Here is a 24,817-nt window from a genome sequence, read left to right on the forward strand (position 1 = left end):
TATTTCATCGAAAAAAGCCTCCCATGCCATTGGTTTGTCTTACACGAGGAGCATAGCATACCATTTTTGCGCATTTGAATATCCAAATTGGCGTTGAAAGCACCGTTTATCCGCTATTTGGGCTTGATTCATTTGTCCGCTATGATGCAAAAAGTCATATTGCACGATAAAAAAATCACACCTTGACCCGATCCAACATTAATTTATTGACGACTATACGCTTAACTGATATATTTCAATAAAACATACTATTCCTATATGAATTAGTACACGGAGGTGTTTCATTCTTATGAAATCATTGAAATCATTGAAATCCCGCAAGCCCTTGCAGATCGCCATTCTAACAGCTGTCCTCTTATCCGCAGTAAACCCAATAAGCAGTGCGGTGGCAGCGAGCGATTCGGCCGTCTCTTACAAGCAGTTTTTGAATGACCAGTATGCCATCACCTTGTCCAACGCCTTGTCCAAAGGTGATTTCATTATCGCAGTGAATCGCATCTTAAAAGCGGAAGCGAAAGCGAAGGATCAAACCCCTGTATTCACAGACGTGCCAAAGGAAAGTCCTTATTACGAAGCAGCGCTTGCTTTGCACGAGAAAGGGATTTTATCCGCAGGCAAGCTCCAGGGGGATCTGCCGCTTACCCAACTGCAGGCGACCTTCATCGCCTTAAAAGCCTCCGGCTTGAAGGAACTTGCTTATACTTATCCCAAGGATAAAATCAAAGAGGCTCTGGCTAAAGTACATATCGACTACGAACAAAACAATCAGCTAACGCTGCAAGCCGCACAAGAGCTGGCTGCCGCAATTGATACCGGTCTTGTCTCTTCCGGCTTTGAAGCTGATGCGGCGGCTAGCGAAAGCTTCGCAAACGAACTGCTTGGTAAGATTCTTACGTTCAAGGGACAATACAAGCATTATCTTGGAACGACTTCCGATGATGATATTTTCCGTAAAATAAACGATGCCTGGCATACGGAGGATCTAATTTCATCAACCGAGCTGCGGTCTGTCTTCGATGAAGCTTTGAAGAAGAATCTTGTTACCGGCTATAACTTGAAGGATTCTCGTTTCGATGCAAACTTTGAGCCGAAGCTTTCACTCACCTACGGACATTCTGACATTACGCACGCGATTCAGTTAATCGGATTGCTGCGCAGCGAGAACATCCAGGCCAAAGTACAGCTGGAGCCCAAAACGTCAGCATTCATCTATTTGAAAGAATGGGGCGAGCCGACACAATCCGATGATTATCAAGTCGTCCAAATCGAGAACGGCAATTTCATAGCCTATGCCAAGGAATACGACATTGAATTCGAATTCGATAATGCGGAGCAAAAGAACAAGTTCCAACAGATCATTTTCCAATATGCCAAAAAGAACAGCGATGATCAGACAGGACTCCTATATTCATCTTGGTGGCAGCCGCTCTACTATTCCTTGACCGATGTGAAAGACTATAAAGTGATTGCTAACAATAAAGTCACGAAAGGCCATTATTATGCACAGTCCTTCTCCCTTAGCGATAAATCTGAGGAAGTTGTTACGGGCCTCAAGAAAATCAACGCCGGCTTGAACGTCGACTCTTATAAGTTCTGGGTGGACGAACCCTTCTACAATTATTTGCTGGGCGATTTTAAATAAAAATAATGTAAATAGAGGCAGCCTTGGACCGGAAAATATAGTCCTGGGCTGCCTCTGTTTTATGTCTATGCTTCAGTTCACATCAAAGTCAGACACGCCCCGCGCCAGGTTGAACTGCCTGATCCGAGTAAGCGGCCTCTCGGCGAACGGGTAGCTCCGCAGGCTGCTGCCCGACATCGCCGGAGCGAGCGCCGGATGCCGGGCTGCCTCCTCGGCTGCAACTCTCCGCAGATCGGCAGCGATATCAGGATGGCGGCCGCTTAGCTCTACTAGCTCCTGCGGATCTTCTCCAAGGTGAAACAATTGCTCGCGTCCCCCGTTGGACATGTAGATATACTTCCAATCAGCATGGCGCACCATCAATTTAAAAGTCGGCTTCCCTGGCTGACCGTACCAGCCGAACAGGTACTCCCTAGGTGATGACACCCCTTTCAATATCCCCAGCACGTCGACTCCATCCCGGGTTTCCGTCCTGCCGGCGGCATGGGTGGCGATCGCGAAAAGATCCGTCAAACATACGAGGTCATCCCGTTTTCCGTGGCTGGTGATCCGCTCGGGCCAACTGAGGAAGAACGGTACCCGTGCCGAAGCTTCGAAGAAGCTTTCCTTCTGCCAGGCATGGTGATCCCCCATATGATCGCCATGATCGCTGAAGAAGACGATCAGCGTATTGTCGGCATCCCCCCGGCTTTCAACCGCATCGAGAATGCGGCCGACACATTGGTCGATATACGTGATCTCCCCATAATATCGGGCCTTCAGGGCACGTGCACGGGGATCGTCAATGTCCTCAGCCCAGATCAAATGATTCATCCACGGCAGCTGTTCATCCATGAAGTCTACATCCCGGTCTCCGCGAACAGGGTTCGGCATCGCATCGGGGTTATACATCCTGTTGAAGGGTACCGGCGGGGCAAGCGGGGGATGCGGTCCGATGAAGGAGACGAATCCGAAATACGGACGATGATCCGTATGGTTGTTAATGAGCTCCACGGCTTGGTCCGCAACCCACGCCTCCACCGTCAGCCTGGCGGGCAGCGGGCTGACTTGCGGCATGTAATACATGTCCGTGCGCTCCCCATGCAGCTGGTCAATGTGAGCATATTCGGGATGACGCTCCCGAATATAGCGGGCATAGTCGTCACCGGCTTCCTGCTCCGGCGTATCGAACAGCTCCTCGCTGCGCAACTGCACCTCGTAGCCGAGCTCTTCGTCCCACGGATCCGTGTGGAACTTGCCTACGCCGAAGGTGCGATAGCCCAATTGGGCCATGGTGCGAGGCAAATAAGCCCCGCACCGTTCCTCATGGTTGGCAGGTTGACCTGTCGGCGGCTGGAAACCGCCATTGTCGTAGTAACCGGTGTTATAAGGCTCCCTGCCGGTCCGGATCGTATAACGGGCAGGCACACATACAGGACAAGACGAATACGCCCTTTGGTAAACCAGCCCGCGCTGTGCTAGACGGTCGAGATGGGGTGTACGGACGATCCCGTTGCCGTAGGCGCCGATCGAATCGGCTCGCAGCTGGTCGCACATCATCAATAGAATGTTCGGTTGTTTCATCCTCATGGTTTCTTCATCCCATAGTTATTGTCTTTGGTCCAATCGTTCGTCTTCTTAGCCGTATCCATGCCTTTGCGCCATTCGGCGTTGAGCTCTTGCGTCAATTTGTCTGTGCTGACCGAACCGCCTAAGTATAATTGCATCGATTTGATCAAAAAGTCGGAGAATTCCTTAATGGTTGCCGGACCTGTGTAATTGGCGCGCCGAATGTCCTCATTCTGCATCACGAAGCCTTTCAGCTTCTCCGGCAGGTTGGCGTTGGTGATCGTTGGCAGATAGCTGAGTTTATCGGCCAAGTAGCCTTGGACTTCCGGCGATGTGAGGTACTGGATCAGGTCGATAGAGGCAGCCAGCTTGTCGTCTTTGGCAGAGGTGGATACCGCCCATGATTCGTTCGCAGCACCGCCGAGCATGACGGACTTCTCCATGGCTTCAGGGAATTGCTTCTTCGTGATGTAAGGGATCGGAAAGCCGCCATATTCGAATTTCCGCCCCTGCATTTCTTCCACAACCGAAAGCTGCGAGGAGTTGAAGATGAGCATCGCCGTCTTCCCGGTCAACCACATCTGCTCGGCGGTCTTCTCGTCGATCCCATTGAAGTCGGAGTTCCAGTATTGGGAGAAATCTTTGAACAGCTCGATGCCGTCCCGGAACGGATATTTCGTGTAATCGATCAAGCCTGCGTCCGTCGCGCGGGCAAGTTCGTTCTTAATGACCATATTATCGCCATCCGTGTCCATCTTAAGGCGGAGCTGTTCGTCCAGCTGCCCGAAGATCGACGTCAGGAACCAGCTGATATGGCTGTTGGATTGTCCGGACATCGCGATCGGTGTAATGCCCGCTTGCTTCAATTTCTTGGATACTTCAATAAATTCCGGCCACGTCTGCGGTGCTTTATCGATTCCGGCTTTGGCGAACAAGTCTTTGTTGTACAGAATACGAATCATCGCGGTGAAGGCGGGGGCTGAGTTCAGAATGCCGTTCGCCGGATTAATACTGTCTTTGTAGAACGAAGGCAGGAACGTTTGTTTCCACGGCTTACCCGGATTGTATGCTGATTCCTTCTCCATGTACGGGGATAAATCGATGACTTGTTTCTTCGCATAGTCCTCCCATACCCAAGCCATCCGGGTCGCAACGACCTCCGGCATGCTGCCTGCGGCTTGCTGGGTGACCATCCATGTGCGGTAGTTATTATCCGGGATGAAGACGAACTCGACTTCGTGGCCTGTTTTCGCTTTGTAATCGTCAAAGATCTTCTTATAGGTCTGTTCCACCTTCTGCGCTTGAGCGAATTCCGCGCCCCAGTAAGCCAAACGAAGTTTGACCCCTTTTTTTGATCCTCCGGATTGGTCTCCCGCTCCCTCATTCCCGCAGGCCGACATCACAATTGAAAGCATCAACAGCAAGCAGAGCAGCAGCAGCCCCTGTTTTCTCGATTTCTTCATCGCATTGTAACCTCCCGTTTTTGTACCTCTTTATATAGACCTTTTCGAAGGACGTCACTCCGAATCGGAATCTATCATTACCCTTTCACAGCACCTTGCGTAAGACCGGAGATGAACGGTTTGGTAGCCGCAAAGAACAGTAACAGAAGCGGTAGCGAGGCAATGATATAACCCGCCAGTTTGACGCCGTCTCCTTCATTAACACCGCTCTGGACGGTCGTAATCGCAAGAATAACCGGCATGACGCTGTCACCGGTGGTTACAACCAGAGACCAGACGAAGTTGTTCCAGATCTGAAGGCCTGACATAATGGCCACGGTGGCGAGAATCGGCTTGGAGAGCGGCAGGACAATCTGGGTAAATATCCGCGAATCCTTCGCTCCCTCAATCTCCGCCGCTTCATATAGACTCTTAGACAGCCCTTCAAAGAAAGTACGCATCAGCAGGATTCCCATCGCCGTATAGCTCGCGGCCGGCGGCAGAGCCTGACCGAGAATGGTGTTATACAGGCCCATATTCTTTATATTGATGAACTGAGGGACTAGAATGACGAAACCGGGGATCATGAGCAGCATGAGAATCATGCTATAGATAAACCCCTTCATCGGAAATTCATGTCTCGCGAACGCATAAGCTGCTGTCGAAGAGGCGAAAACCGTCACCGTGATGCCAATCGCCGTCACTTGGATCGAATGCCAGATCGGCCGGGAAATCTGCTCAAATGCAATTGTGTAGTTGGTAAAATGAAACGGAGCCGAGAAAAACCAAGGGTTTTCGTAAATTTGCATCTGGTACTTCAAGGAGGATACCAGCATGATGAGAAATGGGTACATGGATACAGCGAAGATCGTGAAGGCTGCTATATTGACGCCAATACTTCGTCGATTCATCCTACACCTCCTAGTCGAGTTTGTCCGGGGTCTTGAAGTAGGTCTGGATGATCAACGTCAACACGATGAGAACAGCAAACATCGCAACCCCGATCGTCGATGCATAGCCGAAACGCCCGTAATTAAAAGCTTGATCATAGATGTGCAGGGCCGGCGTTATGGTCGTAATGCCCGGGCCTCCGTTCGTAAGTACGTAAGGTGCCTCAAAAACCTGGAACGCATGGATCAAGCCGTACAAGAGAACAAGTTTGATCTGACTGCCCAGCAAGGGAAGCTCGATGGCGAAGAACCGGCGAAACGGTCCGACACCTTCCATCTGTGACACCTCGAACAGCTCTTCCGAGATGCTCTGCAATCCGGCGAGGTACAGCAGGAAGGGCAAACCCGCCACCCACGGAAACCCGACGAACAGAATCGCCCACAGAGCCGTCGCGGGATCGCCGAGCCAGGAATGCTTAAGCGATCCCAAACCGGCAACGTCCAGCAATTGATTGATTAATCCGAAGTCTCCTGCATACAGCCAACGCCACAGCAGAATCAACACCATCATCGGGACGACCAACGGAACGATGAATCCGACCTTAAGGAAGTTCTGCAGCTTGACGTTCCGGATTCGGAATACAAGCACGGCCACCAGCATCGGCAGCGTCAAATTGACGGCAACCGTGAAGAAGGAAATTTTGAATACGTTTGCAAAGGCGACCGCAATTTTCGGATCCGTTAGCAGCTCGCGGTAATTCGCCAAGCCGACAAACTCATTCACGTTCACGCCGTTCCAATCGAACATGGATTCGACGATCGCCGTGAAGAAAGGCATATATTTAATGGATCCGAGCAGTAACAGGGTAGGCACCAAGAACAAATAAGCCATTCTGAATTTCCAAATGCGGTACCATAACCCCCGGGCACTACCGGAGCTTCGGATGTGAGCGCGTTCTGCCATGAAAAAAAGTCCCCTTTCCACACTGAAGCTTCATTGGCTTCATTATAGAAAAAGGACGGATGAGCAACAAGGAGACAGATTTACGCGATGTTGTGTATTTTCTTACGCTTGAACGACCGGGATGCGTACAGTTACCTGTGTCCCGCTCCCTTGCTCGCTCTCAATCGAAATGCCGTACGCATCGCCGTAATAAAATCGGATACGGTCATGCACATTCTTAAGCCCGACCTTCCCCGCATCAGCGGGTTCTTGCGGTGACAAATCCTTGAGCCGTCTGCGCAGCTCCGTAAGCTGGGCGTCGGACATGCCTCCCCCGTTGTCACGGATGACAAAGACGAGATCGTTGTTGTCTTGCCTGGCTTTGATGTGGACTTCTCCTCGTCCTCGCTTCGTCTCGACTCCGTGAAATACGGCGTTCTCCACGATGGGTTGAAACACAAGTTTAATCATCTGGAACGACTGCAGCGCCTCTGGAATATCCACCGAGAATGACAGCTTATCCTCGAAGCGGATTGACACGATACGCAAATAATTGCGTATGTGCCTGATTTCTTCGGCGACGGACACCTTCAACCCGCCCGTCTTGGTACTGTACCGGAACATGTCGGACAGTGCTCTTGCGATCTCGCTCACTTTGGGGACACCTTCGACAGCGGCGATGCTATTGATAGTCTCCAAGGTGTTGTATAGGAAATGAGGATTAATTTGCGCTTGAAGCGCGGTAAGCTTAGCTTCCCTCTCGTGCAGCTCAGCTTGGTACACTTGCTCGATCAAGTACTTGATTTGGGCAATCATCTCATTGAAATACCGGCCTAATTCACCGATCTCGTCGTGAGAGAGTTTGCCTGCCTGCACACCCAGATACCCTTGGCTCACCTTAACCATGGCGTTCTTTAACCGTTTAATTGGGGTTACCAAACTGATCGAGAGGACATGCGCTGCGATCAATGCGAGACCGAAGCTGGCGGCCACGAATATGAACGTAATTGTGCGCATATCCCGGCTGTCAGAAAGCAGCACTTCCAGATTATTTTTCATGTAGATATCCCACTCCACAGAACGCAGCGGCGTGGACGTTACAAGAAACCTCCCCCCGTCTTCACGAATGATTTTGTAGCTTTCTCCGCCTTCCTTCAGCCTCATGCTGGCCGCGATCTCTTCACCGATCCGTTCGGGGTTGGAGTCGTAAACAATGCTGCCGCTTCGGTCGGCAATGACCATCTCGCCGGCATCGTTAAGCACGAGCGGGTCGAGATATTTGCGAACCTCCTTAAGGCTGAAATGAACCATAATATAGCCCAGTACGTTCTGCGGCTGCTCAAGATCAAGCACTTTGCGTACATATGTTAATTTGTAGTCCTCAACATCGGCCGTTTCCGGCTGCATGAGGTCTTCCGGAAGCCACGGCTGGCTTTGATACGGCCCGACTAGACGGCTGCTGGTACCTCCGTTTCGCAATGCGGCGAACCAAGGCTCCTCGCTGAATCGATACCCCGACTTGACCGTCAATTTGTTCTCGTAAAACACGGCTCCCTGCGAATCCAGCAGCGTCACAGACCGAATGATGCCCCGAAAGTTGTAGAATTCCTCCTGCCTGAGGAAGAGCTCGTTCATCTCTATTTCATTGCGTATTTTGCCAAAAGCTTTCGCTTCCAACGAGTCCTTCCATAGCCTCTGGAAGTTGTCTTGATACGCGGTATATGAGAACTGATCCACCTGCTGCAAAAACTGATCGATATCGTTCGTGAATGCCCGGACCAGCTTCGTGTTGAAATCCGACATCCGTTGCTCGACAAGCCCGGCGTACCAGGTATACGACACCCACCCGAGCAGTGCGAGCGGCACGAGACTGACAGCCATAAAGCTGAGCAGCATTTTCGACTGAATGCTCCTGCGAAAGAACAACGTCCGCTTCATCTTCCGTCTCCATCATCGGGACGCAGCTGCCGGAATTCGGTTGGCATTCGTCCTGTATGCTTCTTAAACAGCTTGCTAAAGTAACGGCTGTCGGCATAGCCTACCTTTTCGCCGATCTGGCCGATTTTGAGCTCGGATGCCGTAAGCAGCGCCTTGGCCTCCTCCATTCGGATGCGGGTCAGGAATTCCAGAAAGTTCTCGCCGATCACTTCCTTGAAGACTGTGCTGAAGTAATTCGAAGTAACGAAATATCTGGTTGAAACAGAGTTGAGACTAAGCTCTTCGGCATAATGCTCACGGATATAATCGGCTGCCGCCAGCACGCTTCGGTGCACGTCCCGTTGGTTCGCGCTCGCCATTGCGGCGGCAACCTCTTCCAAGTACCGGCTGAGCCAGCCCATCATGCGGCCCAGATCCTCATAGGTGTCAATGTTCAGACAGAAATCAAATCCACGGTCGATTAAGCCGCCATGGAAGGCGGTTTGTTCGGCAAGTAGATTCCGAACCGTATCGGAGACAACGGATAGGAGGAACCGGCGCGCGTGTTTTAGCGTCGCCCCTTCCGTCAACCGGTAATAATCTTCTATCTCGCGGACCGTGGCAGCGGAACCAGACTTATCAAGCCGGAGTATGGCTTCGTGCAGCTTTCTCTGGAGTTGAAAGGGATAGGAATGCTGGATAGGCTCCTCTTCTTCTTGCGTGTACGTAATCAAAGTTTCCTTCCGTTGAAGGCCATACCTCTCCGACATCGCAAGTGCTTCTTGATACGACCGTCTGAACCCTAGCGGCTCATTCAATGCTGCCGGATTCCCCACCGTCGCCCACACGCCGCTAATGTTCGACCTCTGCAACCCCATCAGTGTGTTGCGAACAAAGTCATGCAGCCTCCATCGATCGTTCGCCAGCACCGCAGCAGCAAGCCGCGAATAGCCACGCTCCCAAATGAAGCATTGCTTACTGCCCGAAGGGAGCGACAGCAGCGTCTGCTCGAGGAGCGCCGACATCGTACTGGCGTCGTACTGCGCATCATCATAATGAAACAGCACAGACGCTATGCACTTGCCGTGCATCCCCCGGAGCTGCAGTGCATCCAGGAACGAGGCTGCCGTCGCCGAACCTGCCGTTCCATGGCACAGGTCGGCGGTATGCTTCTCCAGCGAGCCTGTCAGGTGTTGGGCTAGCCGCTTCTCAACCGCTTCCGCGTTAAGTTTATCGACAGCCTTCCCAAGCATCTCATTGAGCTCCACCGGGTCGATCGGCTTTAGGATGTAGCTGACGGCCTCAAGCTGAAGCGCCGCCTTCGCGTACTCAAAATCACTGTAACCGCTTACAATTAAGACTTTCAAGCCCGGGTTCCCTGCGAGCATGCTCTCGGCCAGCATCAATCCGCTCATCTCGGGCATCCTGACGTCCGTGATGAGAATGTCCGGCATCCGGTCCTGCGCGATCTGAAGCGCTTCTAAGCCGTCAGACGCCTCCGAATCCGGGACGAGCAGGAGCCTCTCCCATTCGATTTGCGCTTTCAGACCTTTGCGAATCCATGTCTCGTCATCGACGATCATCACTTTGTACATATAGATTTCTCCCTCTTGCGATAAGTCATCATAGCATTGACCTGCGTTTATTGTCCGATACCCTCAATGAATCTGTCAAGATTGCCAAGGGCAGCAAAAAAAGACGGGTTCGCTCCCCGTCTCTTCCTCCGCTTCAGCAAGATTCATCAGAGCTGAATCTGCTCCCCGCTTTTCACTTGAACGATCTCTCCATCCACGCTAAGCCATACGCTTAACGCTGTAGGATTGTAGACGAAGTCCAAGCCCGCTGCAAACTTCAGCCCTTCGAAAGCTTTGACATAATCAACAAGCTCCATATTCGTACAGTACCAGATATCCGGGTTGCCTCCTATATAAGCGCCAAACTCCTCCATAAGCTCCCAGTTATTATCGTTATCGAATTCATAGCTGTGTCCCCACACATACATCAGGTACAAATATTGCTTTTTATGCAAGCCGGCGAATGATTCCGCGACCTTCATCAGATCATGGTTATGATGGCATGTCGGCTGCCACTCCAGGAAGTCGTCCGGCATACCGAACTGCCTTGTAGAGGCAACGACTCTCGCATATTCAATGCCTAGTCCCGGCAGCATTTCTTTGATTCTACGGTTATAAGAGCCGTTCGGATACGACATCCCTCTCACCGTATAGCCGACAATTCGCTCCAGATTGCGTCTGTCTTCTACGATCTCATGGATGATCTGCTCATTCGGACAGCGAGCGATCGTCGGATGCGACAGTGTATGCGCCGACACTTCATGACCTGCATAGAGCGATTGGATCTCATCGGCACCTAATCGGTCCGGCGTTCCGAATAGTCCGGAATTGATATGGAAAGTCCCCTTGAGTCCATAACGGTTAAATAAGTCTACTAATCGCCGATCCGCGATTCGTCCGTCATCATAACTGAGCGTCAGCGCTTTGTGCCTCCCTCCGGGAAAACACATCAAAATTTTCGGCATACGATTTCCTCCTAATGATAGTTACCAATCCTTTATGTATACTATCATCTCACAAACGGGTTCGGAATGGCGAGTTCCACTTGTCATATGTTCGAGAGGTACCAAGTGCCATACTCGTCCGAAATCGAAGGTCTCATACATCGTTTCACGCCTATCCTGATGTATCTACAAATGTCAAACTAGCTGCCCCCGCACATTCAACTAAAGGAGGGGAGGAGGTGCTGAGGGAAGTCGAAAGGTCTCATGCACCGTTTCAAGCCTATTCTGAGGTATCTACACATTTCAAACTAGCTGCCTCCGCACATTCATCTAAAGGAGGGAGGAGGTGCAGGGGGAAATCGAAGGTCCCATACATCGTTTCAAGCCTATTCTGAGGTATCTACACACAGTAAACGGGCTCGTAACCGGCTGCAGCGGGGAGATCTCAGTTGAAAGGGAAATCTAATCCCCTATTCGGACAGAATGGGCATATTCCGACGATCAAGCGGAAATACGGTGTCTTATTCGCCTCTGGATAGGCTGAAAATGGAGTAGAACTGTATAATAGCGAACCGTATTTCCTCTTAGCCCGCTAAAATACCGTTTCCGCCGGAAATAGAGGATTCAATTTCCCTAGCGTGACTCATCTCGCCCTAGCCAAAACTTCCACAACGGGTTCGGAATGGCGAGCTCCACTTGTCATATGTTCGATCCTATTTCACTTTGGGATTACCAGGTATCCCCTATCGCGGAGATTCGGTGAGAGGTACCAATTGCCATACTCGTCCGAAATCGAAGGTCCCATACATCGTTTCAAGCCTATTCTGAGGTATGTACACACAGTAAACGGGCTCGTAAGCGGCTGCAGCGAGATCTCAGTTGAAAGGGAAATCAAATCCCCTATTCGGACAAAATGGGCATATTCCGACGATCAAGCGGAAATACGGTGTCTTATTCGCCTCCGGATAGGCTGAAAATGCAGTAGAACTGTATAATAGCGAACCGTATTTCCGCTTAGCCCGCTAAAATACCGTTTCCGCCGGAAATAGAGGATTCAATTTCCCTTGCGTGACTCATCTCGCCCTAGCTAAAACTTCCACAACGGGTTCGAAATGGCGAGCTCCACTTGTCATATGTTCGATCTTATTTCACTTTGGAATTACCAGGTATCCCCTATGGCGGAGATTCGGTGAGAGGTACCAATTGCCATACACGTCCGAAATCGAAGGTCTCATACATCGTTTCAAACCTATTCTGAGGTATCTATAAATGTCAAACTAGCTGCCTCCGCACATTCATCTAAAGGAGGGAGGAGGTGTAGAGGGAAGTCGAAGGTCCCTTACATCGTTTCAAGCCTATTCTGAGGTATCTACACACAGTAAACGGGCTCGTAACCGGCTGCAGCGGGGAGATCTCAGTTGAAAGGGAAATCTAATCCCCTATTCGGACAAAATGGGCATATTCCGACGATCAAGCGGAAATACGGTGTCTTATTCGCCTCTGCATATGCTGAAAATGCAGTAGAATTGTATAATAGCGAACCGTATTTCCGCTTAGCCCGCTAAAATACCGTTTCCACCGGAAATAGAGGATTCAATTTCCCTTGCGTGACTCATCTCGCCCAAGTTAAAACTTCCACAACGGGTTCGGAACGGAGAGTTCCACTAGTCATATGTTCGATCCTATTTCACTTTGGGATTACCAGGTATTCCCTATCGCGGAGATTCGGTGAGAGGTACCAATGGCCATACTCGTCCGAAATTAATTTTTGTTTGATTTTAACGATGATATCCATAGATTCACTATTGACGTCTTTGTCATTTAACAGTTTGGGATGACTAATCCAAAAGTCCAGCGTGTACTGAACGACGGCTTCCTTTCTCTTCTCATCCCAAGTCATCGTGTCCACTTGATATCCATTGTTCTTTGTACCGTCACTTCTTGTGATCGCCTCAATGAAATCGTGGGCGCTTTTTGAATATGCATAACTTTCTACGGCTCGTTTGATTTTCAACTCGGCAGTTTCGGTTTGGTCAATGAATAGCTTCACTTGATAGGTTGCTTGATCCCAAGTCACGGCGGCGCCTGATGCCTCAGCAACAAACCTGAGAGGTACGAGTGAATTGCCGTTCACAATCATTGGCGCTTGTTCCAGATAAAAAGCCATATGGTTGGCCGCAGCGAGAGAGCTGCCAATCACTAAGCTGATCTGGCTGCCGCCGCGCTCTGCCGATATGGTTTGAGTGGCTGCGTTCCAGTTCACCGTATACCCGAGCTTTTCAAAGATCGTTCGAAATGGAACTAAGGTTACTCCCTCTTCTAAGACAGGTTCTTGCTCAAAAGTTAGCCTCTCATCCCCTAAATAAACAGAAATGATACGAACGTCGCTCTCCGCGTAAACCCGAGGGGCGCTCAAGCATAAAGCTGTAAATAAAAATAAAATGCTTCTCCGAAGACGCGATCTCCGTGACATCTGTCATCCTCCAATTTAGCTGAAATCCGTAATTGTAATCACTCCCAGTATTTCGAGCGAACTTAATAAATTCAGGGTGTATGCAAAGCTGCCAAAAAGGCCGATGACAGTCATCGGCCTTGAAACGAACGGCGAAGCGAAGCGGAGCTCGGGATCAATCTTCGATGGCCTGATAGACCGTGGTCCAGAAGTCGTGGATCAACCGCGCGGAATCCGGGGTTGACATCCCGACCTGGGTGAGCAGCATGCCGGTGAGCTGGTTGACCGGGTCGGCATAGGTCGTGGTGCCGCTTCCGCCGTCCCAGCCGAACTGGCCGACGGGCGCGTAGTCGCCACGGTAGGTGCGGACGGCCATCCCGAATCCCCAGCCGCCGTGCTGCCCTTGGCCGAATGACACATGGACGTTGTTGCTGGCCATGGCGGTTCGGGCGGCTTGCTGCTCGGGCGTAAGGCGGTTGGTGGTCATCAGCTGGACGGCGGGCCGGGACAGAATCCGTTCATTCCCGTGCATCCCGTGATTCAGCAGCATCCGGAAGTAGGCATTGTAGTCGTCGACGGTGGAGGAAAGTCCGCCGCCGCCGCCCTGGAACGCCGGACTCTGGCTGTGGCGTCCCCCCTCGGCTTCGTCCCATACGATGAATTCTCCGGTCTGGGGGCTAGGGGCGTAGAGCGGCGGCAGCCGGTCGATCTTGTCGGCGGGCACGTGGAACCCGGTGTCCTTCATGCCCAGCGGCTCCAAGATGCGTTCGTGCAGGAACGACTCAAATGACTGGCCCGTGACCCTGGCGACAAGCACGCCCAGCAGATCGCTGCTGATATGGTACTGCCAGCGCTCCCCGGGCTGGTGCATCAGCGGAAGGGTGCCTAGGCGGCGCATCCACTCATCCGGCTCGGGCATCGGTTCCGGCAGATCGGGCGTGAGCCCCTGCTCGAAGATCGCCCCCATGATCGGAGTGCCGAGCGACGTCATATCCATACCGAGCCCGAACGTGGAGGTCAACAGGTCCCGTACGGTGATCGGCCGCCGCGCCGGCACGGTGTCGTCCAGCGGACCGTCGGCCCGTTTCAGCACCCGCCTGTCGGCGAGTTCGGGCAGCCACGTCTGTACCAGATCATCCAGCCGCAGCCTGCACTCGTCGAGCAGGATCATGACCGGCGCGACCGAGACCGGCTTGGAGGTGGACGCCATTCGGAAGATCGTGTCCCGGCGCATCGGCGCACCCCCTTCATGGCGCATCGTACCGATCGCTTCGACGTGCGTCTCGCCGTACCGGCTGACCAAGGCGACGAGCCCAGGAATTTTCCCGGACTCGACATGCCGTGCCAGCACGTCGCGCATTTTGCGCAGCCCTGCTGCGGAGAAGCCGCTGCTTCTGTGTCCCGTTGTCATCTTTCTCATTTCATTTCCCTCCTTAACAATCTCGTAACCGTAACAGTCCGCTTCGGACGAAAGCCCTAAATCATCGTATCGCGTATCCGTATGTCCACGCTGCAGGTCAGATGTGATCTTGTTCTCGCTCTTCCAATCACTTCCATATCTGAATGATAAGATAAATTACTGTGACTGTCAAGGTACTATTTTCGCCATATTACAACACCTATAACATTTGGGCGCAAAAAAAAGGAAACCGGGCTGAGCGCAGTTTCCTTTTTCCTTATTTCTTATTTCTCCCAAAGCTCAACCAGTCGACCTTCAGGGTCTTTAATCCAAATAAACGAACCAAAATCACTGCTTTCTTTGTCCTTTGCTAGCGGTACCCCCATATGGGCAAGATGCTTCATCGTCTCGTCCAGACTATGTACTTGGAAATTTAGCATCACTTGTTGTTCCGTTGGAAAATAATTGTCATCCTCGGTGAAGAAAGAAAAGATCGTCTCATTGCCTGCTTGGGGTTTTATTACAGTCCCATTCCAATTATCTATTTCAATCTTTAGCACTTCGCTGTACCATTTTTTCACAACTTCAAGATTCTTCGTTCTCCAAAATACGCCGCCAAAACCTTTTATCATTGCATCTAACTCCTGTCTGTCATCAAATTTATTATTATTCGATTACTGACTAGCTTTCGGCAAGTGCAGATTCGGAATCGGCATCTTCGCCCAATCCATGTCTGAGGCAAAATAGAAGCTGGTGTAGCAAGGCTGATTGTACACAACATTCTGCCATGCGATACCGGTTCTGTATTGCGCGTCGTGCATCAATGTATACATTTTGCGGTCTGTTATCTCCGTGCTCAGGTAGATCCGAATAGCCGAGCTATCCGAGGTGCGTACCAGCAGCTCTTCTCTCCAATCTCCGAAGACATCCGCGACGAGGCACGGATTCCCCTTGGTTCCATTGTTGGAAGACGTTCCTTCTGCTGTCAGGAGCTTGCCCCGTCTCCAGTCTTCAATAGCAACAGGCTCAGCGAATCTGCCGCTGACGACCTGGGTTGTCATATCGGCCGACCACCTGATGTTCATGTTCGTGCCCGGCACCTGCTTGGATATCTGCTCCCCCCGGCACGTCATCAAGCCGAAAGCTTCATCCCCTTCATAGCCCTCGCTGCACCATACTTGAAGGCCGCGCTGCGCCGGATCCACCTGGCCGACCATCCCGCGCCCCACATCATCGGCAGCGAAGCCGCCGAACAAGATCTCGCCTGTCGCGGCATCGCGCAGCGTGTACCCGTAGGGCCCCCATTCGCCGCTTTCGTGGACCATGAAGATCTCCAGCCCCTCCCGGTCCGGATCAATATTCGCTACGTGCAGGGCATCGCCATGGCCGAGCTTGACGATGCGGCCGGGCGCTTTGCTCTCAGGAGGCATCACGGCGCGGGAGCTGTACAGGATCGTGCCATCATGGTCGATAGTAGCGGCGCCATAAATAATTTCGTGACAGCCATCCCCGTCAACATCGGCAATGCTAAGCGAATGCGCCCCCTGCTTGGCCAGACTGCCGAAGTGCTCGTCTCTTCCATCTTCCAGACGAAGTGTGTTATGGAATGGATTATTCATCGTCATCCAGCCGCTGTCGACGACCCAGTGCTCCTTCAGATGCGCACCATCCCACGAGTAAGATACGACGGCAGCACGTGTATAGTATCCGCGGGCGAAGATTGCATACGGCTTCCTACCGTCCAGATAGGCCACACCGGCGAGGAAACGGTCGACACGATTGCCAGGCTCAATGCGGTTCCACGCATAATCTCCCCACATCAGACCGTCATCATGCCGCCCAGGCTTATAGGGAATCGTCTCGAGTTCCTCACCTGTCTCTCCGTGAAACACGGTTATATATTCAGGCCCCTCAAGAATAAAGCCCTCAAAAGACCGCAAGCTATTGCGTCCGCTCCGGCTGGGGGCGTACACGTCGATGAAGTGATCGGCAAGCCGCTCCGCGTCCTCCCTGGACAGCGGGTAACGGTAGCGGTTATCGATTCCGAAGCAGGCTTCCAGTGTGGACGGCCAGTGCCCGGCAACGACCTCTTCATGTTTGTCCCAGCGCATAAACATCCGGACGATATGCTCGTAGTAGTCCCTGCTGCTCATTCGGTAGTCGTCCTGATGGCTGTACCCTGCAGCTATATCCTCCGAGGGCATAGTGATATACGCTTCGGAGGACGGCCTTCCCTCCCGATCGTACCGGATGATCTTCGTACCCGGTGCGGTCTTGAACATCAGCTCCGCTTTCCCGTCCCCGTCAAAATCATAGACCAGAAACTGCGTATAATGCGCGCCTGCACGGATGTTCACACCGAGGTCGATCCGGTAGAGCAGCGTTCCGTCTAACTTATAGCAGTCGATATATACGGGACCCGTGTAGCCGGAGTGCGATACATCCTTAGAATTGGATGGGTCCCATTTGACGAAATACTCATACTCGCCGTCACCGTCTACATCGCCAACACTCATATCATTGGCCGCGTACGTATAGGTCTGGCCGGTTGGCGTCATGCCGTCAGCAGGTTTACGTAGTGGCAATTCATAGTAGGGGCTCTCCCATGGAACGACATCTTCACTCCGGTCGACTTCCTGTCCGTTTACGACGGCACAAACAACATATACGGAAGCAAGCGTCCCGCTTCGATCCAAATAATTCGTGCTGTCACGAACAGCCGTGAGGAGGATACCATCCCGGTACAGATTAAAATCAGTACCGGTCAGTCCCTTATCGCTATGACCTGTCACTTCATTCCCAAGCAATCTCCAGCTGAGAAATACACCTTCCGATGTCGCTGCTGCAACCAACCCTCTACCGAGGTATTCCAGTTGAACTGCGGCATTCTTATTATCGTTAGCTTCGATCATACAGCTATTCTCCACTCCTTTGACTGGTTCTGTAACTACTTGGCGAGACACCGTTCAGCAATTTGAACATTTTGCTGAAATGGTACTCCTCATAATACCCGCACAGCTTGGCAATTTCCTTAATCGGGTAATCCGTAAATATGAGATAGCGGCACGCCTGTTGGTTGCGCAAATGGTTATGATACTCCTTGGGGCCCATGCCCGTATACTTGATAAACAGTTTGCGCAGATAGGATGCCGAAATCTTGTAGGCATCGGCTAGACGCTCAATGCGCTGATTTTCCGTATAGCCATTCTCCAGATGCTTTTTGATTTGCTCAAAAGCGGCGATGGCTCCCGTTTCAGCCAAGCTCCAGTCCGGCTGCTCGATCTGATGAAGCTTATGAAGCAGGATCTGCAGTTTGGCCTGAGAAACGAGCGCTCCGGCCGCAACACCAGGAGACCATTCCTGGTGAATCTCGCGAAACAACGGTCCTAATTCCTCACTTTGCGATGGACTGAATTGACTTAGGAAGGGAAGCCCAAGTCTCTCAACCGGCGTCACATTCTTCCAGACCGCATCGTACCCGATTTCCGCGCAGTCGAAAAGCACCATCGTCATCCGAAGCGGAGCATGGGGCTCCGATCGCATGGACATTTCGAGACCGGGCTTTAAGTAAGCCAGCATTCCGGCTTGCACACTGTGTTCCGTATTCGTGAGGAAAGTCCCTTCTCCCTCATGAATCCAATACAAGCTGTGCACGTTCACCAGATTGCGCATATCTTCCCACCCGGGATAGGTTACTTTATCAAGAACAACATGAATCTGCAGCGCCAGGCGATTCAAGTTATATGTGAGTGGCTCCATACTCGTTTCACCCCCTGGTCCACCAACCCGTTAAAAGATCGTTTTTTACAAGTGTTCTTCGTTTTTTTACATCCAGAACTTTCCTGCCGCATGATACTATCCATATTAGCAGAGCGTCGGCGAGATGGCTAGATTGATCTTCATATCTAGGAATAGAGCGCTTGTTGAGGACGGTTCAAGAGCATCACAGCCATATCCCTTCCATGGGGTATTCAGGAGAAATGGTTAGATCGTTTTCCACATGCTCATTACACTGTCGCTTGCTCCCCAATAAAAAAGACTCCCGAATTGGGAGTCTTTACTTTCGTATCCGTTCCATGTACTTGTAAGGAACAACATACCAATGACATCTTAATCTATAAGTCTTAAAATTTTATATGTGTTGTCATTTCAACTATTTCATCTAAACCGACTTCATAGATTTATGCTGGAAGGGATGATAGGATGAGATCCAAGCAACTTGTTCTTATAGCAGCCATGCTGATCTTATTCTCAAATGTCAATTGGGTTCATGCAGCAGATAGGACGGAACAGAGTGCCCAAAACCAAGATATAATCGCAGCTTATAATCAACGTTTACAAGTTATCCACGACCTTAATGATCAACAGTCTGAGATTGAAGGTCAGCTTACAACGATTAACCGGCAAGTCTTTGAATATGATAAATTGTCAAATGAACTGCAGCCTGAGATCGACAAATTGAACAGCCAAAACATTGCGCTGCAGAAGGAAATGGCTGACGTTCAGAAGGATATTGATGCCCGCGACAAGTTGTTGAAAAATCGGCTGACTTATTTGTATACGAGTGGAAACCTTTCGATTTCTTATATGGATGTACTTTTAGGTTCTTCAAGTTTTAGCGATTTTATGAATCGGATGCAGATGTTAATGTTGCTGCTTAGTCAAGATAAGCAAATTATCGAAACAAAAATGGATGATAAAACAAATTTGAAGAAGATGGAGGAAGAACTGGAGCAGAAGCAATCCTTACTAGCCGCCCAGCAACATACGCTAAACGCCGCGAAAGCCGAACAAGAAAAAAAGCTCGCTGAACGTCTTGCTTTATTAAAGCAACTGCAGCAGCAAAGCCTGAGTGAGGTGGACAGTGCCAAAAAGGATGTAGAAGATTTGTCGAGCGTCGATTCCCAGATTGCTCCAGATGTTCAAGAGCAACTGAAGGCTGCTCTGGAGAAAGAAATTCAGAGCGACGGTAATTGGGAGTGGCCGGTCCCTGATTCTCATACCATAACCTCGGATTTTGGCTCCCGCGGCGGGGAGTTCCATGCCGGAATTGATATCGGAGCCCCTATCGGGACTTCCATTGCCGCAGTTGATCATGGAATTGTACTCTACGCCGGCAAAGCCAACGGATTCGGTAACTGGGTTGTCATTCAGCATCCCAATGGTTTGATGAGTGTTTACGGCCATATGTATGGAGATGGGATCTACGTGTCCGTAGGTCAAGAAGTACGCCGGGGGCAAGTTATTGCCGTTGTAGGGAATGACGGCCAGTCCACGGGGCCTCATCTGCATTTTGCCGTCGCAGCAGGCATTACCGGCAATCAAATGAACTACATTGATCCTCGCCCCTATTTGAATAACCAGCCTAAGTAAACCGAAGTCCCTGCTTCTCCAAGCAGGGACTTCTCGTTTTTGTAGGAGGATTCCCCACCTCAATCTTCATCATCATCATGGTTATCATGATTCAGCCTGATTGGAGCAAACGAGGTTCCTGCCGTTCCTTTTGGCATGATAAAGGGCCCTATCCGCTTGTTCGATCAACTCCTCCCGTTTCGTATCCGGGAAGGTCGCAGCGCCAATGGATACAGTGATTGATATTTCACTCCCATCATTCAGCATGAACTTATGTTTATTAACAGACATCCGGATTCTTTCGGCAATGATAAGGGCATGTTTGTGGGGGGTATCATATAGTAACAAGGAGAATTCTTCACCGCCAATCCGGGAGATCGTGTCAAAAGTACGTGATGACCGTGTTAAGACGTCCCCTAATTGCTGTAATACGGCATCGCCGTTCGCATGCCCGTAGGTATCGTTAATCTTCTTGAAATAGTCAATATCGACCAATAAGATGGACAGGCATTCACTTTTATCTTCTGCAGATTGCAAGAGGTCATTAAATTTTTCATCAAAACTTCTATGATTGTTTAGTCCTGTGAGGAAATCGGTGGTGGCTTCCTGTTCAAATCTTTGAAACTGTGCTTTGGCTTTTACTAAGAAATTCGTCAAATAGCCTGCAAGTAGGCCGCCGACAGTCATCATAAAGGTAAAAGTTAGCATTGGAACAATGCCATTGGCTCCTAAGTTCAGGATGAACACGATTCCCGTGAACAAAATACTTATAAATAACGAATAGATCCACTTTCTCCAGAAGGAACGCTGTTTCATACATATAAGCCCTACACCCACAGCAATAACAATCGAATTAAGCGAAGCAATGACCGTAGAAGTGCTTACATCTCCATAGGCGAACATACGCATTAGAAAAATAATCATTCCTGTGATCACGGAAGAATAGATACCGCCATGGATGGCCGAAATGATAATCGCTAAGTGTCGAAAGTCTAAGATCGTGCCATTCATATGTACAGTGAAAATCATGAGTATGATACCCAATATTCCTGCCACGACTCCCATTTTAAGCTTTATATAAGGAGCAGCGCGTGAATCCAAATTTGTATACTTGAAAATCACTTGATTCGCAAGAAACAAATAGGCCGTCACGATGGCAAAATTGCTGATCAAGTCTTGTATTGTACTTAGGGCCGTCAATTTGAAACCTCCTCAACGCAAATCCTTCCTTATACAATTTTACAAAAATTGTCGCAATTTGTCGAACGATTTATTGATCCCCCTGTAGAGCTTCCTGATGATTTCCCCTTATCCGACTAAGAGTGATGCGGGAAAGGGCACGGAAGAAAATGAATCTCTAAGCATAATTCCTGGTTTTATGAAGAACCTAACATATTAACAAAAACAATTTTTCCTTTATTTGGGGAGGCTGCAATGGAATATTTCATACTGTGGACGGTTACCATCCTATGCTTTGGCTCCATGTTCTTCTGGATGTTAAGAAGCCCTCTTAAAGACTGGCTTATTATTTTTTTATTGAAGTCGGTGATTACAGCTATTGCCGATTGTTTTATCATTGCAGCAGGTTTATTAGATTATCCCGTTCGCTTCTTTCCTAAGGCTTTCCATACGAACATCGTATTTGACTTTCTCGTTTTTCCTACCCTCTGTGTCTTTTATAATATAACTACACAATACTCGAATTTAAAAAGCATCTTTGTCCAATCCCTTTTGTACAGTATTCCTGTAACATTGCTGGAAATTTGGGCGGAGAAACATACGGAATTGATTGAGTACAAACACTGGAACGCCTTTATAACGCTTATCACCTTAATTACCACTTTTTTAATTGTTCGTGGTGCCATAGGCTTGGTCCGTAAAGCTGACTCCAGCCATTACTAATGAAAATAAAAAAATCCCCGCCGGCCGTAAGAGCCAGTGGGGTACGCTCATCATTCATCTTCTCTTAAGCGCGAAGTACATTGGAAAAGAAAAAGCTGTCGCTATACTCAAACAAACAAAGGAACTCGGGGTCATTAATTTCTTCATCATTGGCTAGGCTCCTTACTTCTTTCAAATCCCATTAGATAGCTCTAAGGTGTACCCTTATTGTGGATAATGAAGAATAGGTTTATTCCTCCAATGAACACGAATGCGCCGCGGTGACGTCTGTTCGATGAGACATGATTTAACGCATAAACAAATCATCGCGAAGTAGGGACGAAGACGCCACATCCGCTTTCAGGAAATATTCGTATTTACCGAATCTTGCTTTTGCCTCTTGGTCGGGCAGCCATACCCATTCGTCGATTTCGGTTTGGCACCGGTGGGCACGAAACGCGGCAAGCTTGGCATCCAGGTGAGCATGCACATCGATTTTGACAACATCCTGACGGGAATACCCGAACCGTTCCGGACGCTCCATCGCGTCACCGAACGTAATGTAATATAAGGCTCCCCGCTGTCCTGTTCTTTGAAAAGCCGCCGTCGTCGCCTTCCCAATGGCACAATGATCCGGATGTCCGCCAAGCTTTTCGTGAAACGTAAGCACGACATCGGGATCAATTTCGTCAATGAGAGCCGCAATGCGTGCTGTCAAACTATTTTCATCGGCGAACTCAACCGTCTTGTCGCGGATATCCAAAAAAAGGAGCTGTCTGATTCCTAAGCAGTCGCAGGCATTCCGCAGTTCCGTTTCACGGGCAGCCGCCATGGATTCACGGTTGAGATAAGGCGGGTTGCCCATGCGCCGGCCCATTTCTCCCCGTGTTGCACTTACGAGCGTTATGTCAACCTCTCTGCCCGCATATTTAGCGAGGGTACCTCCACAAATAAACGACTCATCGTCGGGATGAGCAAACACCGCGAGCAGCTTTTTCGATGGTGCTTGATGGGTAGGGTTCATTCTGGGAACGGCTCCTTTCCTACGTGCAGGGCAACATTCATCCGGCCTCTGTCATCGTAACCGGCTAACAAAAGACGACCGTTCGCATCAATCTCATAATGCGTGAGCGCCTCCATTCGAAGCCAGCCATGCCCATCAAATCGGAGTCCGGTACGAAATGGCCCTTCGCCCGCTATAAAGGCATGGGTCACCTGAACCTTAAAATTGCGCACGAATACGAATGAAGTGGCTTCGCTGTGAATATAAACATCAGTCCCAATGAAGGCCTGAAGTTCGGCTTCAACTTTCGACCTGTTAATTTTGTCCATCGCTTAGGTTCTCTTTTCTGAAAGAATTTAAATGATATCATAACATAATGGTATCACAGCTCCTTAATCCAAAGAAATAGCCGGCTTGCTCTTCCGCCTGTTACTTGTTTCCGAGCTGTTTCAGCAATACCTCCAGATCACGCTTAGTGACAGGCTTTGCCGCCTCTTGAAGCTCATAGCCTAGCTCGCCGTTCGTCTCAATAGCTCCATGCTTGATATCTGCTATGCTGGAGATCCCCAGTTGGCGAAGCCGCATCTCCAGTTGGTTGACTGTAATGCGGAGCTTCTTCAGCGCTTGCATATCCAATTGGCCTTCACGAATGATGACAACCGCCTCTCCCGTGATTAGATTTTGAAATTTGCCGAATCGAATCTCCAAAAATTCCAGTATGACCAGGGTGGCTAGAAACAAAGCGACCGCGGCGATAGCCCGCCAAACGGTATTCTCGATAATCCCTTGAGCAATCAACTCCCCAATGGAAATCATAATGACGGTCGTCGCAACGTTCATTTGCGCGATTGATTTGCGACCTGATAAACGCAGCAGCAGAATGCCTGTTAAGACAAGAAGTATACACTTCCAGACCAAATGCCAGGATAAGTCCATGCCCAGCCTGCCTCCTTTAAGGATTTCATTTGGCCTATCTTTCCCTTAACAACTACGATGTACCCAAATAACGTTAAGGCCGCATCCTTCACTTATTCTGCTCGTCGCGTGGAAGCTCCATAGCATACATCCAAAACCTTTTGGTTAAATTAAGTAAAACGAAAGGAGGAAATGAAATTGCCTACTGATCAAGCCAATAAATTTGAGCAAATCCACAAACTTCACGAGAAGCTTGCACAGGCTACAACAGCATATTGGGGCACATACTCGAATTTAAATACGTGGCAATTTTGGCTTCTTTTGTTCTTTATCATCTTTCCGTTAGTTGTCCTATATTTCTTCATTGATAGAAAAAAGGTATTTCTTATCGGATTCTTTGGACTCAACATTCATGTATGGGTTCATTATTCGGATGCCGTTACGGCAACGAATGGATTTATCGATTATCCGTACAAAGCAGTTCCCTTTTTATCTTCAAGCGTAGCCTTAGATGCCGCCTTAATTCCCGTTTCAGCAATGCTGCTTTACCAATGGACTTTAAACAGAAACAAGAATTATTACTTGTACGCTACAGCTTATTCTTTTCTCGCCTCCTTCCTATTCAAACCAGCTTTGGTGACTTTTAACCTTATGAAACTTTATAATGGGATGAATTTTTTCTATATCTTCCTTAATTATTTGTTGGTATTCGCTATTTCAAAGTGGATCACAAACTTATTCATGTATCTTCAAAGAAAAGAAGATTACCCGCTTGAAAATTTAAAAATAAATAGAATCTTTAGTATTAGGAAAAAAGCGAGATAACGTCATCTATACGTTCGAATTGTGCCAAGACAGATACATACAGAAAACGGCTGCTGCGAAGAAGATACTAGATGTTTGCTTGCTTCTTCG

Annotated in this window: 20 protein-coding genes; 4 read left to right on the forward strand and 16 right to left on the reverse strand. The window is 49.7% G+C overall.

What is annotated here, in order from left to right; all coding sequences use genetic code 11:
• Positions 1 to 289: 289 nt before the first annotated feature.
• Positions 290 to 1,642, forward strand: a complete 1,353-nt coding sequence (locus PUT07_RS20320) for an S-layer homology domain-containing protein (protein ID WP_274470218.1) — start codon at positions 290 to 292, stop codon at positions 1,640 to 1,642.
• Positions 1,643 to 1,714: 72 nt separating this feature from the next.
• Here the strand turns inward: PUT07_RS20320 and PUT07_RS20325 are convergent, their stop codons facing one another.
• From PUT07_RS20325 to PUT07_RS20380, 12 genes are all read right to left on the reverse strand, one after another.
• Positions 1,715 to 3,211 (reverse strand): sulfatase family protein, encoded by a 1,497-nt coding sequence (locus PUT07_RS20325; RefSeq protein ID WP_274470219.1) that lies wholly within the window; start codon positions 3,209 to 3,211, stop codon positions 1,715 to 1,717.
• Positions 3,208 to 4,653 (reverse strand): ABC transporter substrate-binding protein, encoded by a 1,446-nt coding sequence (locus PUT07_RS20330; RefSeq protein ID WP_274470221.1) that lies wholly within the window; start codon positions 4,651 to 4,653, stop codon positions 3,208 to 3,210. Before PUT07_RS20330 ends, PUT07_RS20325 begins: the two co-directional genes overlap by 4 nt.
• Positions 4,654 to 4,730: 77 nt before the next feature.
• Positions 4,731 to 5,543, reverse strand: a complete 813-nt coding sequence (locus PUT07_RS20335) for a carbohydrate ABC transporter permease (RefSeq protein ID WP_274470222.1) — start codon at positions 5,541 to 5,543, stop codon at positions 4,731 to 4,733.
• A 10-nt stretch (positions 5,544 to 5,553) separates the two neighbouring features.
• Positions 5,554 to 6,486: a carbohydrate ABC transporter permease gene (locus PUT07_RS20340; protein ID WP_274470223.1), complete on the reverse strand. Its 933-nt coding sequence runs from the start codon at positions 6,484 to 6,486 to the stop codon at positions 5,554 to 5,556.
• A gap of 102 nt (positions 6,487 to 6,588) precedes the next feature.
• Complete coding sequence (locus PUT07_RS20345; RefSeq protein WP_274470224.1) at positions 6,589 to 8,403, reverse strand: cache domain-containing sensor histidine kinase; 1,815 nt, start codon at positions 8,401 to 8,403, stop codon at positions 6,589 to 6,591.
• A complete protein-coding gene (locus PUT07_RS20350; RefSeq protein WP_274470226.1) occupies positions 8,400 to 9,977 on the reverse strand; it encodes a response regulator transcription factor in 1,578 nt (525 codons plus the stop codon). The genes PUT07_RS20345 and PUT07_RS20350 overlap by 4 nt, the downstream gene beginning before the upstream one ends.
• Before the next feature lie 146 nt (positions 9,978 to 10,123).
• Entirely contained in the window at positions 10,124 to 10,921 is a 798-nt protein-coding gene (locus tag PUT07_RS20355; RefSeq protein WP_274470227.1) for a polysaccharide deacetylase family protein, read from the reverse strand.
• Between the two features lie 1,666 nt (positions 10,922 to 12,587).
• Positions 12,588 to 13,373 (reverse strand): copper amine oxidase N-terminal domain-containing protein, encoded by a 786-nt coding sequence (locus tag PUT07_RS20360; protein WP_274470228.1) that lies wholly within the window; start codon positions 13,371 to 13,373, stop codon positions 12,588 to 12,590.
• A 154-nt stretch (positions 13,374 to 13,527) separates the two neighbouring features.
• Positions 13,528 to 14,763 carry a serine hydrolase domain-containing protein gene (locus PUT07_RS20365; RefSeq protein ID WP_379240376.1) on the reverse strand — a complete coding sequence of 412 codons (1,236 nt, stop codon included), beginning with the start codon at positions 14,761 to 14,763 and terminating at the stop codon, positions 13,528 to 13,530.
• Between the two features lie 272 nt (positions 14,764 to 15,035).
• Entirely contained in the window at positions 15,036 to 15,383 is a 348-nt protein-coding gene (locus tag PUT07_RS20370) for a VOC family protein (protein ID WP_274470230.1), read from the reverse strand.
• A gap of 42 nt (positions 15,384 to 15,425) precedes the next feature.
• A complete protein-coding gene (locus tag PUT07_RS20375) occupies positions 15,426 to 17,663 on the reverse strand; it encodes a rhamnogalacturonan lyase (protein ID WP_274470231.1) in 2,238 nt (745 codons plus the stop codon).
• Between the two features lie 4 nt (positions 17,664 to 17,667).
• Positions 17,668 to 18,510, reverse strand: a complete 843-nt coding sequence (locus PUT07_RS20380; protein WP_274470232.1) for a helix-turn-helix transcriptional regulator — start codon at positions 18,508 to 18,510, stop codon at positions 17,668 to 17,670.
• 444 nt (positions 18,511 to 18,954) lie between these two features.
• Between PUT07_RS20380 and PUT07_RS20385 the strand changes: the two genes are divergently transcribed.
• On the forward strand, positions 18,955 to 20,124 hold the full coding sequence (locus tag PUT07_RS20385) for a murein hydrolase activator EnvC family protein (protein ID WP_274470234.1): 1,170 nt from the start codon (positions 18,955 to 18,957) through the stop codon (positions 20,122 to 20,124).
• An 84-nt stretch (positions 20,125 to 20,208) separates the two neighbouring features.
• Here PUT07_RS20385 and PUT07_RS20390 read toward each other — a convergent pair whose 3' ends face one another.
• Positions 20,209 to 21,303: a GGDEF domain-containing protein gene (locus PUT07_RS20390; RefSeq protein WP_274470235.1), complete on the reverse strand. Its 1,095-nt coding sequence runs from the start codon at positions 21,301 to 21,303 to the stop codon at positions 20,209 to 20,211.
• A 234-nt stretch (positions 21,304 to 21,537) separates the two neighbouring features.
• On the opposite strand from PUT07_RS20390, the gene PUT07_RS20395 reads away from it, so the two are divergent.
• A complete protein-coding gene (locus PUT07_RS20395) occupies positions 21,538 to 22,005 on the forward strand; it encodes a CBO0543 family protein (protein ID WP_274470236.1) in 468 nt (155 codons plus the stop codon).
• Positions 22,006 to 22,291: 286 nt separating this feature from the next.
• On the opposite strand, the gene PUT07_RS20400 is transcribed toward PUT07_RS20395, so the two are convergent.
• The 3 genes from PUT07_RS20400 to PUT07_RS20410 form a co-directional block, all read right to left on the reverse strand.
• On the reverse strand, positions 22,292 to 23,008 hold the full coding sequence (locus PUT07_RS20400) for a PIG-L family deacetylase (RefSeq protein WP_274470237.1): 717 nt from the start codon (positions 23,006 to 23,008) through the stop codon (positions 22,292 to 22,294).
• Positions 23,005 to 23,316, reverse strand: coding sequence for a DUF1806 family protein (locus PUT07_RS20405; RefSeq protein WP_274470238.1), 312 nt, complete (start codon positions 23,314 to 23,316; stop codon positions 23,005 to 23,007). Before PUT07_RS20405 ends, PUT07_RS20400 begins: the two co-directional genes overlap by 4 nt.
• A gap of 100 nt (positions 23,317 to 23,416) precedes the next feature.
• The gene (locus tag PUT07_RS20410) at positions 23,417 to 23,923 is read right to left on the reverse strand and encodes a DUF421 domain-containing protein (RefSeq protein WP_274470239.1); all 507 of its coding nucleotides are present in this window, start codon (positions 23,921 to 23,923) and stop codon (positions 23,417 to 23,419) included.
• A gap of 177 nt (positions 23,924 to 24,100) precedes the next feature.
• On the opposite strand from PUT07_RS20410, the gene PUT07_RS20415 reads away from it, so the two are divergent.
• Positions 24,101 to 24,727, forward strand: a complete 627-nt coding sequence (locus tag PUT07_RS20415) for a CBO0543 family protein (protein WP_274470240.1) — start codon at positions 24,101 to 24,103, stop codon at positions 24,725 to 24,727.
• The last annotated feature ends 90 nt before the right edge of the window (positions 24,728 to 24,817 follow it).

The sequence above is a fragment of the Paenibacillus sp. MAHUQ-63 genome (assembly GCF_028765165.1).
Lineage (GTDB): Bacteria > Bacillota > Bacilli > Paenibacillales > NBRC-103111 > Paenibacillus_E.

Excerpts from the sequence above, each read along its gene's own strand:
- PUT07_RS20335 (WP_274470222.1), bottom strand. The coding sequence starts at position 5,543 with ATGAATCGACGAAGTATTGGCGTCAATATAGCAGCCTTCACGATCTTC.
- PUT07_RS20360 (WP_274470228.1), bottom strand. The coding sequence starts at position 13,373 with ATGTCACGGAGATCGCGTCTTCGGAGAAGCATTTTATTTTTATTTACA.
- PUT07_RS20355 (WP_274470227.1), bottom strand. The coding sequence starts at position 10,921 with ATGCCGAAAATTTTGATGTGTTTTCCCGGAGGGAGGCACAAAGCGCTG.
- PUT07_RS20370 (WP_274470230.1), bottom strand. The coding sequence starts at position 15,383 with ATGATAAAAGGTTTTGGCGGCGTATTTTGGAGAACGAAGAATCTTGAA.
- PUT07_RS20380 (WP_274470232.1), bottom strand. The coding sequence starts at position 18,510 with ATGGAGCCACTCACATATAACTTGAATCGCCTGGCGCTGCAGATTCAT.
- PUT07_RS20395 (WP_274470236.1), top strand. The coding sequence starts at position 21,538 with ATGGAATATTTCATACTGTGGACGGTTACCATCCTATGCTTTGGCTCC.
- PUT07_RS20385 (WP_274470234.1), top strand. The coding sequence starts at position 18,955 with ATGAGATCCAAGCAACTTGTTCTTATAGCAGCCATGCTGATCTTATTC.
- PUT07_RS20325 (WP_274470219.1), bottom strand. The coding sequence starts at position 3,211 with ATGAGGATGAAACAACCGAACATTCTATTGATGATGTGCGACCAGCTG.
- PUT07_RS20410 (WP_274470239.1), bottom strand. The coding sequence starts at position 23,923 with ATGGACTTATCCTGGCATTTGGTCTGGAAGTGTATACTTCTTGTCTTA.
- PUT07_RS20375 (WP_274470231.1), bottom strand. The coding sequence starts at position 17,663 with ATGATCGAAGCTAACGATAATAAGAATGCCGCAGTTCAACTGGAATAC.
- PUT07_RS20350 (WP_274470226.1), bottom strand. The coding sequence starts at position 9,977 with ATGTACAAAGTGATGATCGTCGATGACGAGACATGGATTCGCAAAGGT.
- PUT07_RS20400 (WP_274470237.1), bottom strand. The coding sequence starts at position 23,008 with ATGAACCCTACCCATCAAGCACCATCGAAAAAGCTGCTCGCGGTGTTT.
- PUT07_RS20330 (WP_274470221.1), bottom strand. The coding sequence starts at position 4,653 with ATGAAGAAATCGAGAAAACAGGGGCTGCTGCTGCTCTGCTTGCTGTTG.
- PUT07_RS20365 (WP_379240376.1), bottom strand. The coding sequence starts at position 14,763 with ATGACAACGGGACACAGAAGCAGCGGCTTCTCCGCAGCAGGGCTGCGC.
- PUT07_RS20405 (WP_274470238.1), bottom strand. The coding sequence starts at position 23,316 with ATGGACAAAATTAACAGGTCGAAAGTTGAAGCCGAACTTCAGGCCTTC.
- PUT07_RS20345 (WP_274470224.1), bottom strand. The coding sequence starts at position 8,403 with ATGAAGCGGACGTTGTTCTTTCGCAGGAGCATTCAGTCGAAAATGCTG.
- PUT07_RS20340 (WP_274470223.1), bottom strand. The coding sequence starts at position 6,486 with ATGGCAGAACGCGCTCACATCCGAAGCTCCGGTAGTGCCCGGGGGTTA.
- PUT07_RS20320 (WP_274470218.1), top strand. The coding sequence starts at position 290 with ATGAAATCATTGAAATCATTGAAATCCCGCAAGCCCTTGCAGATCGCC.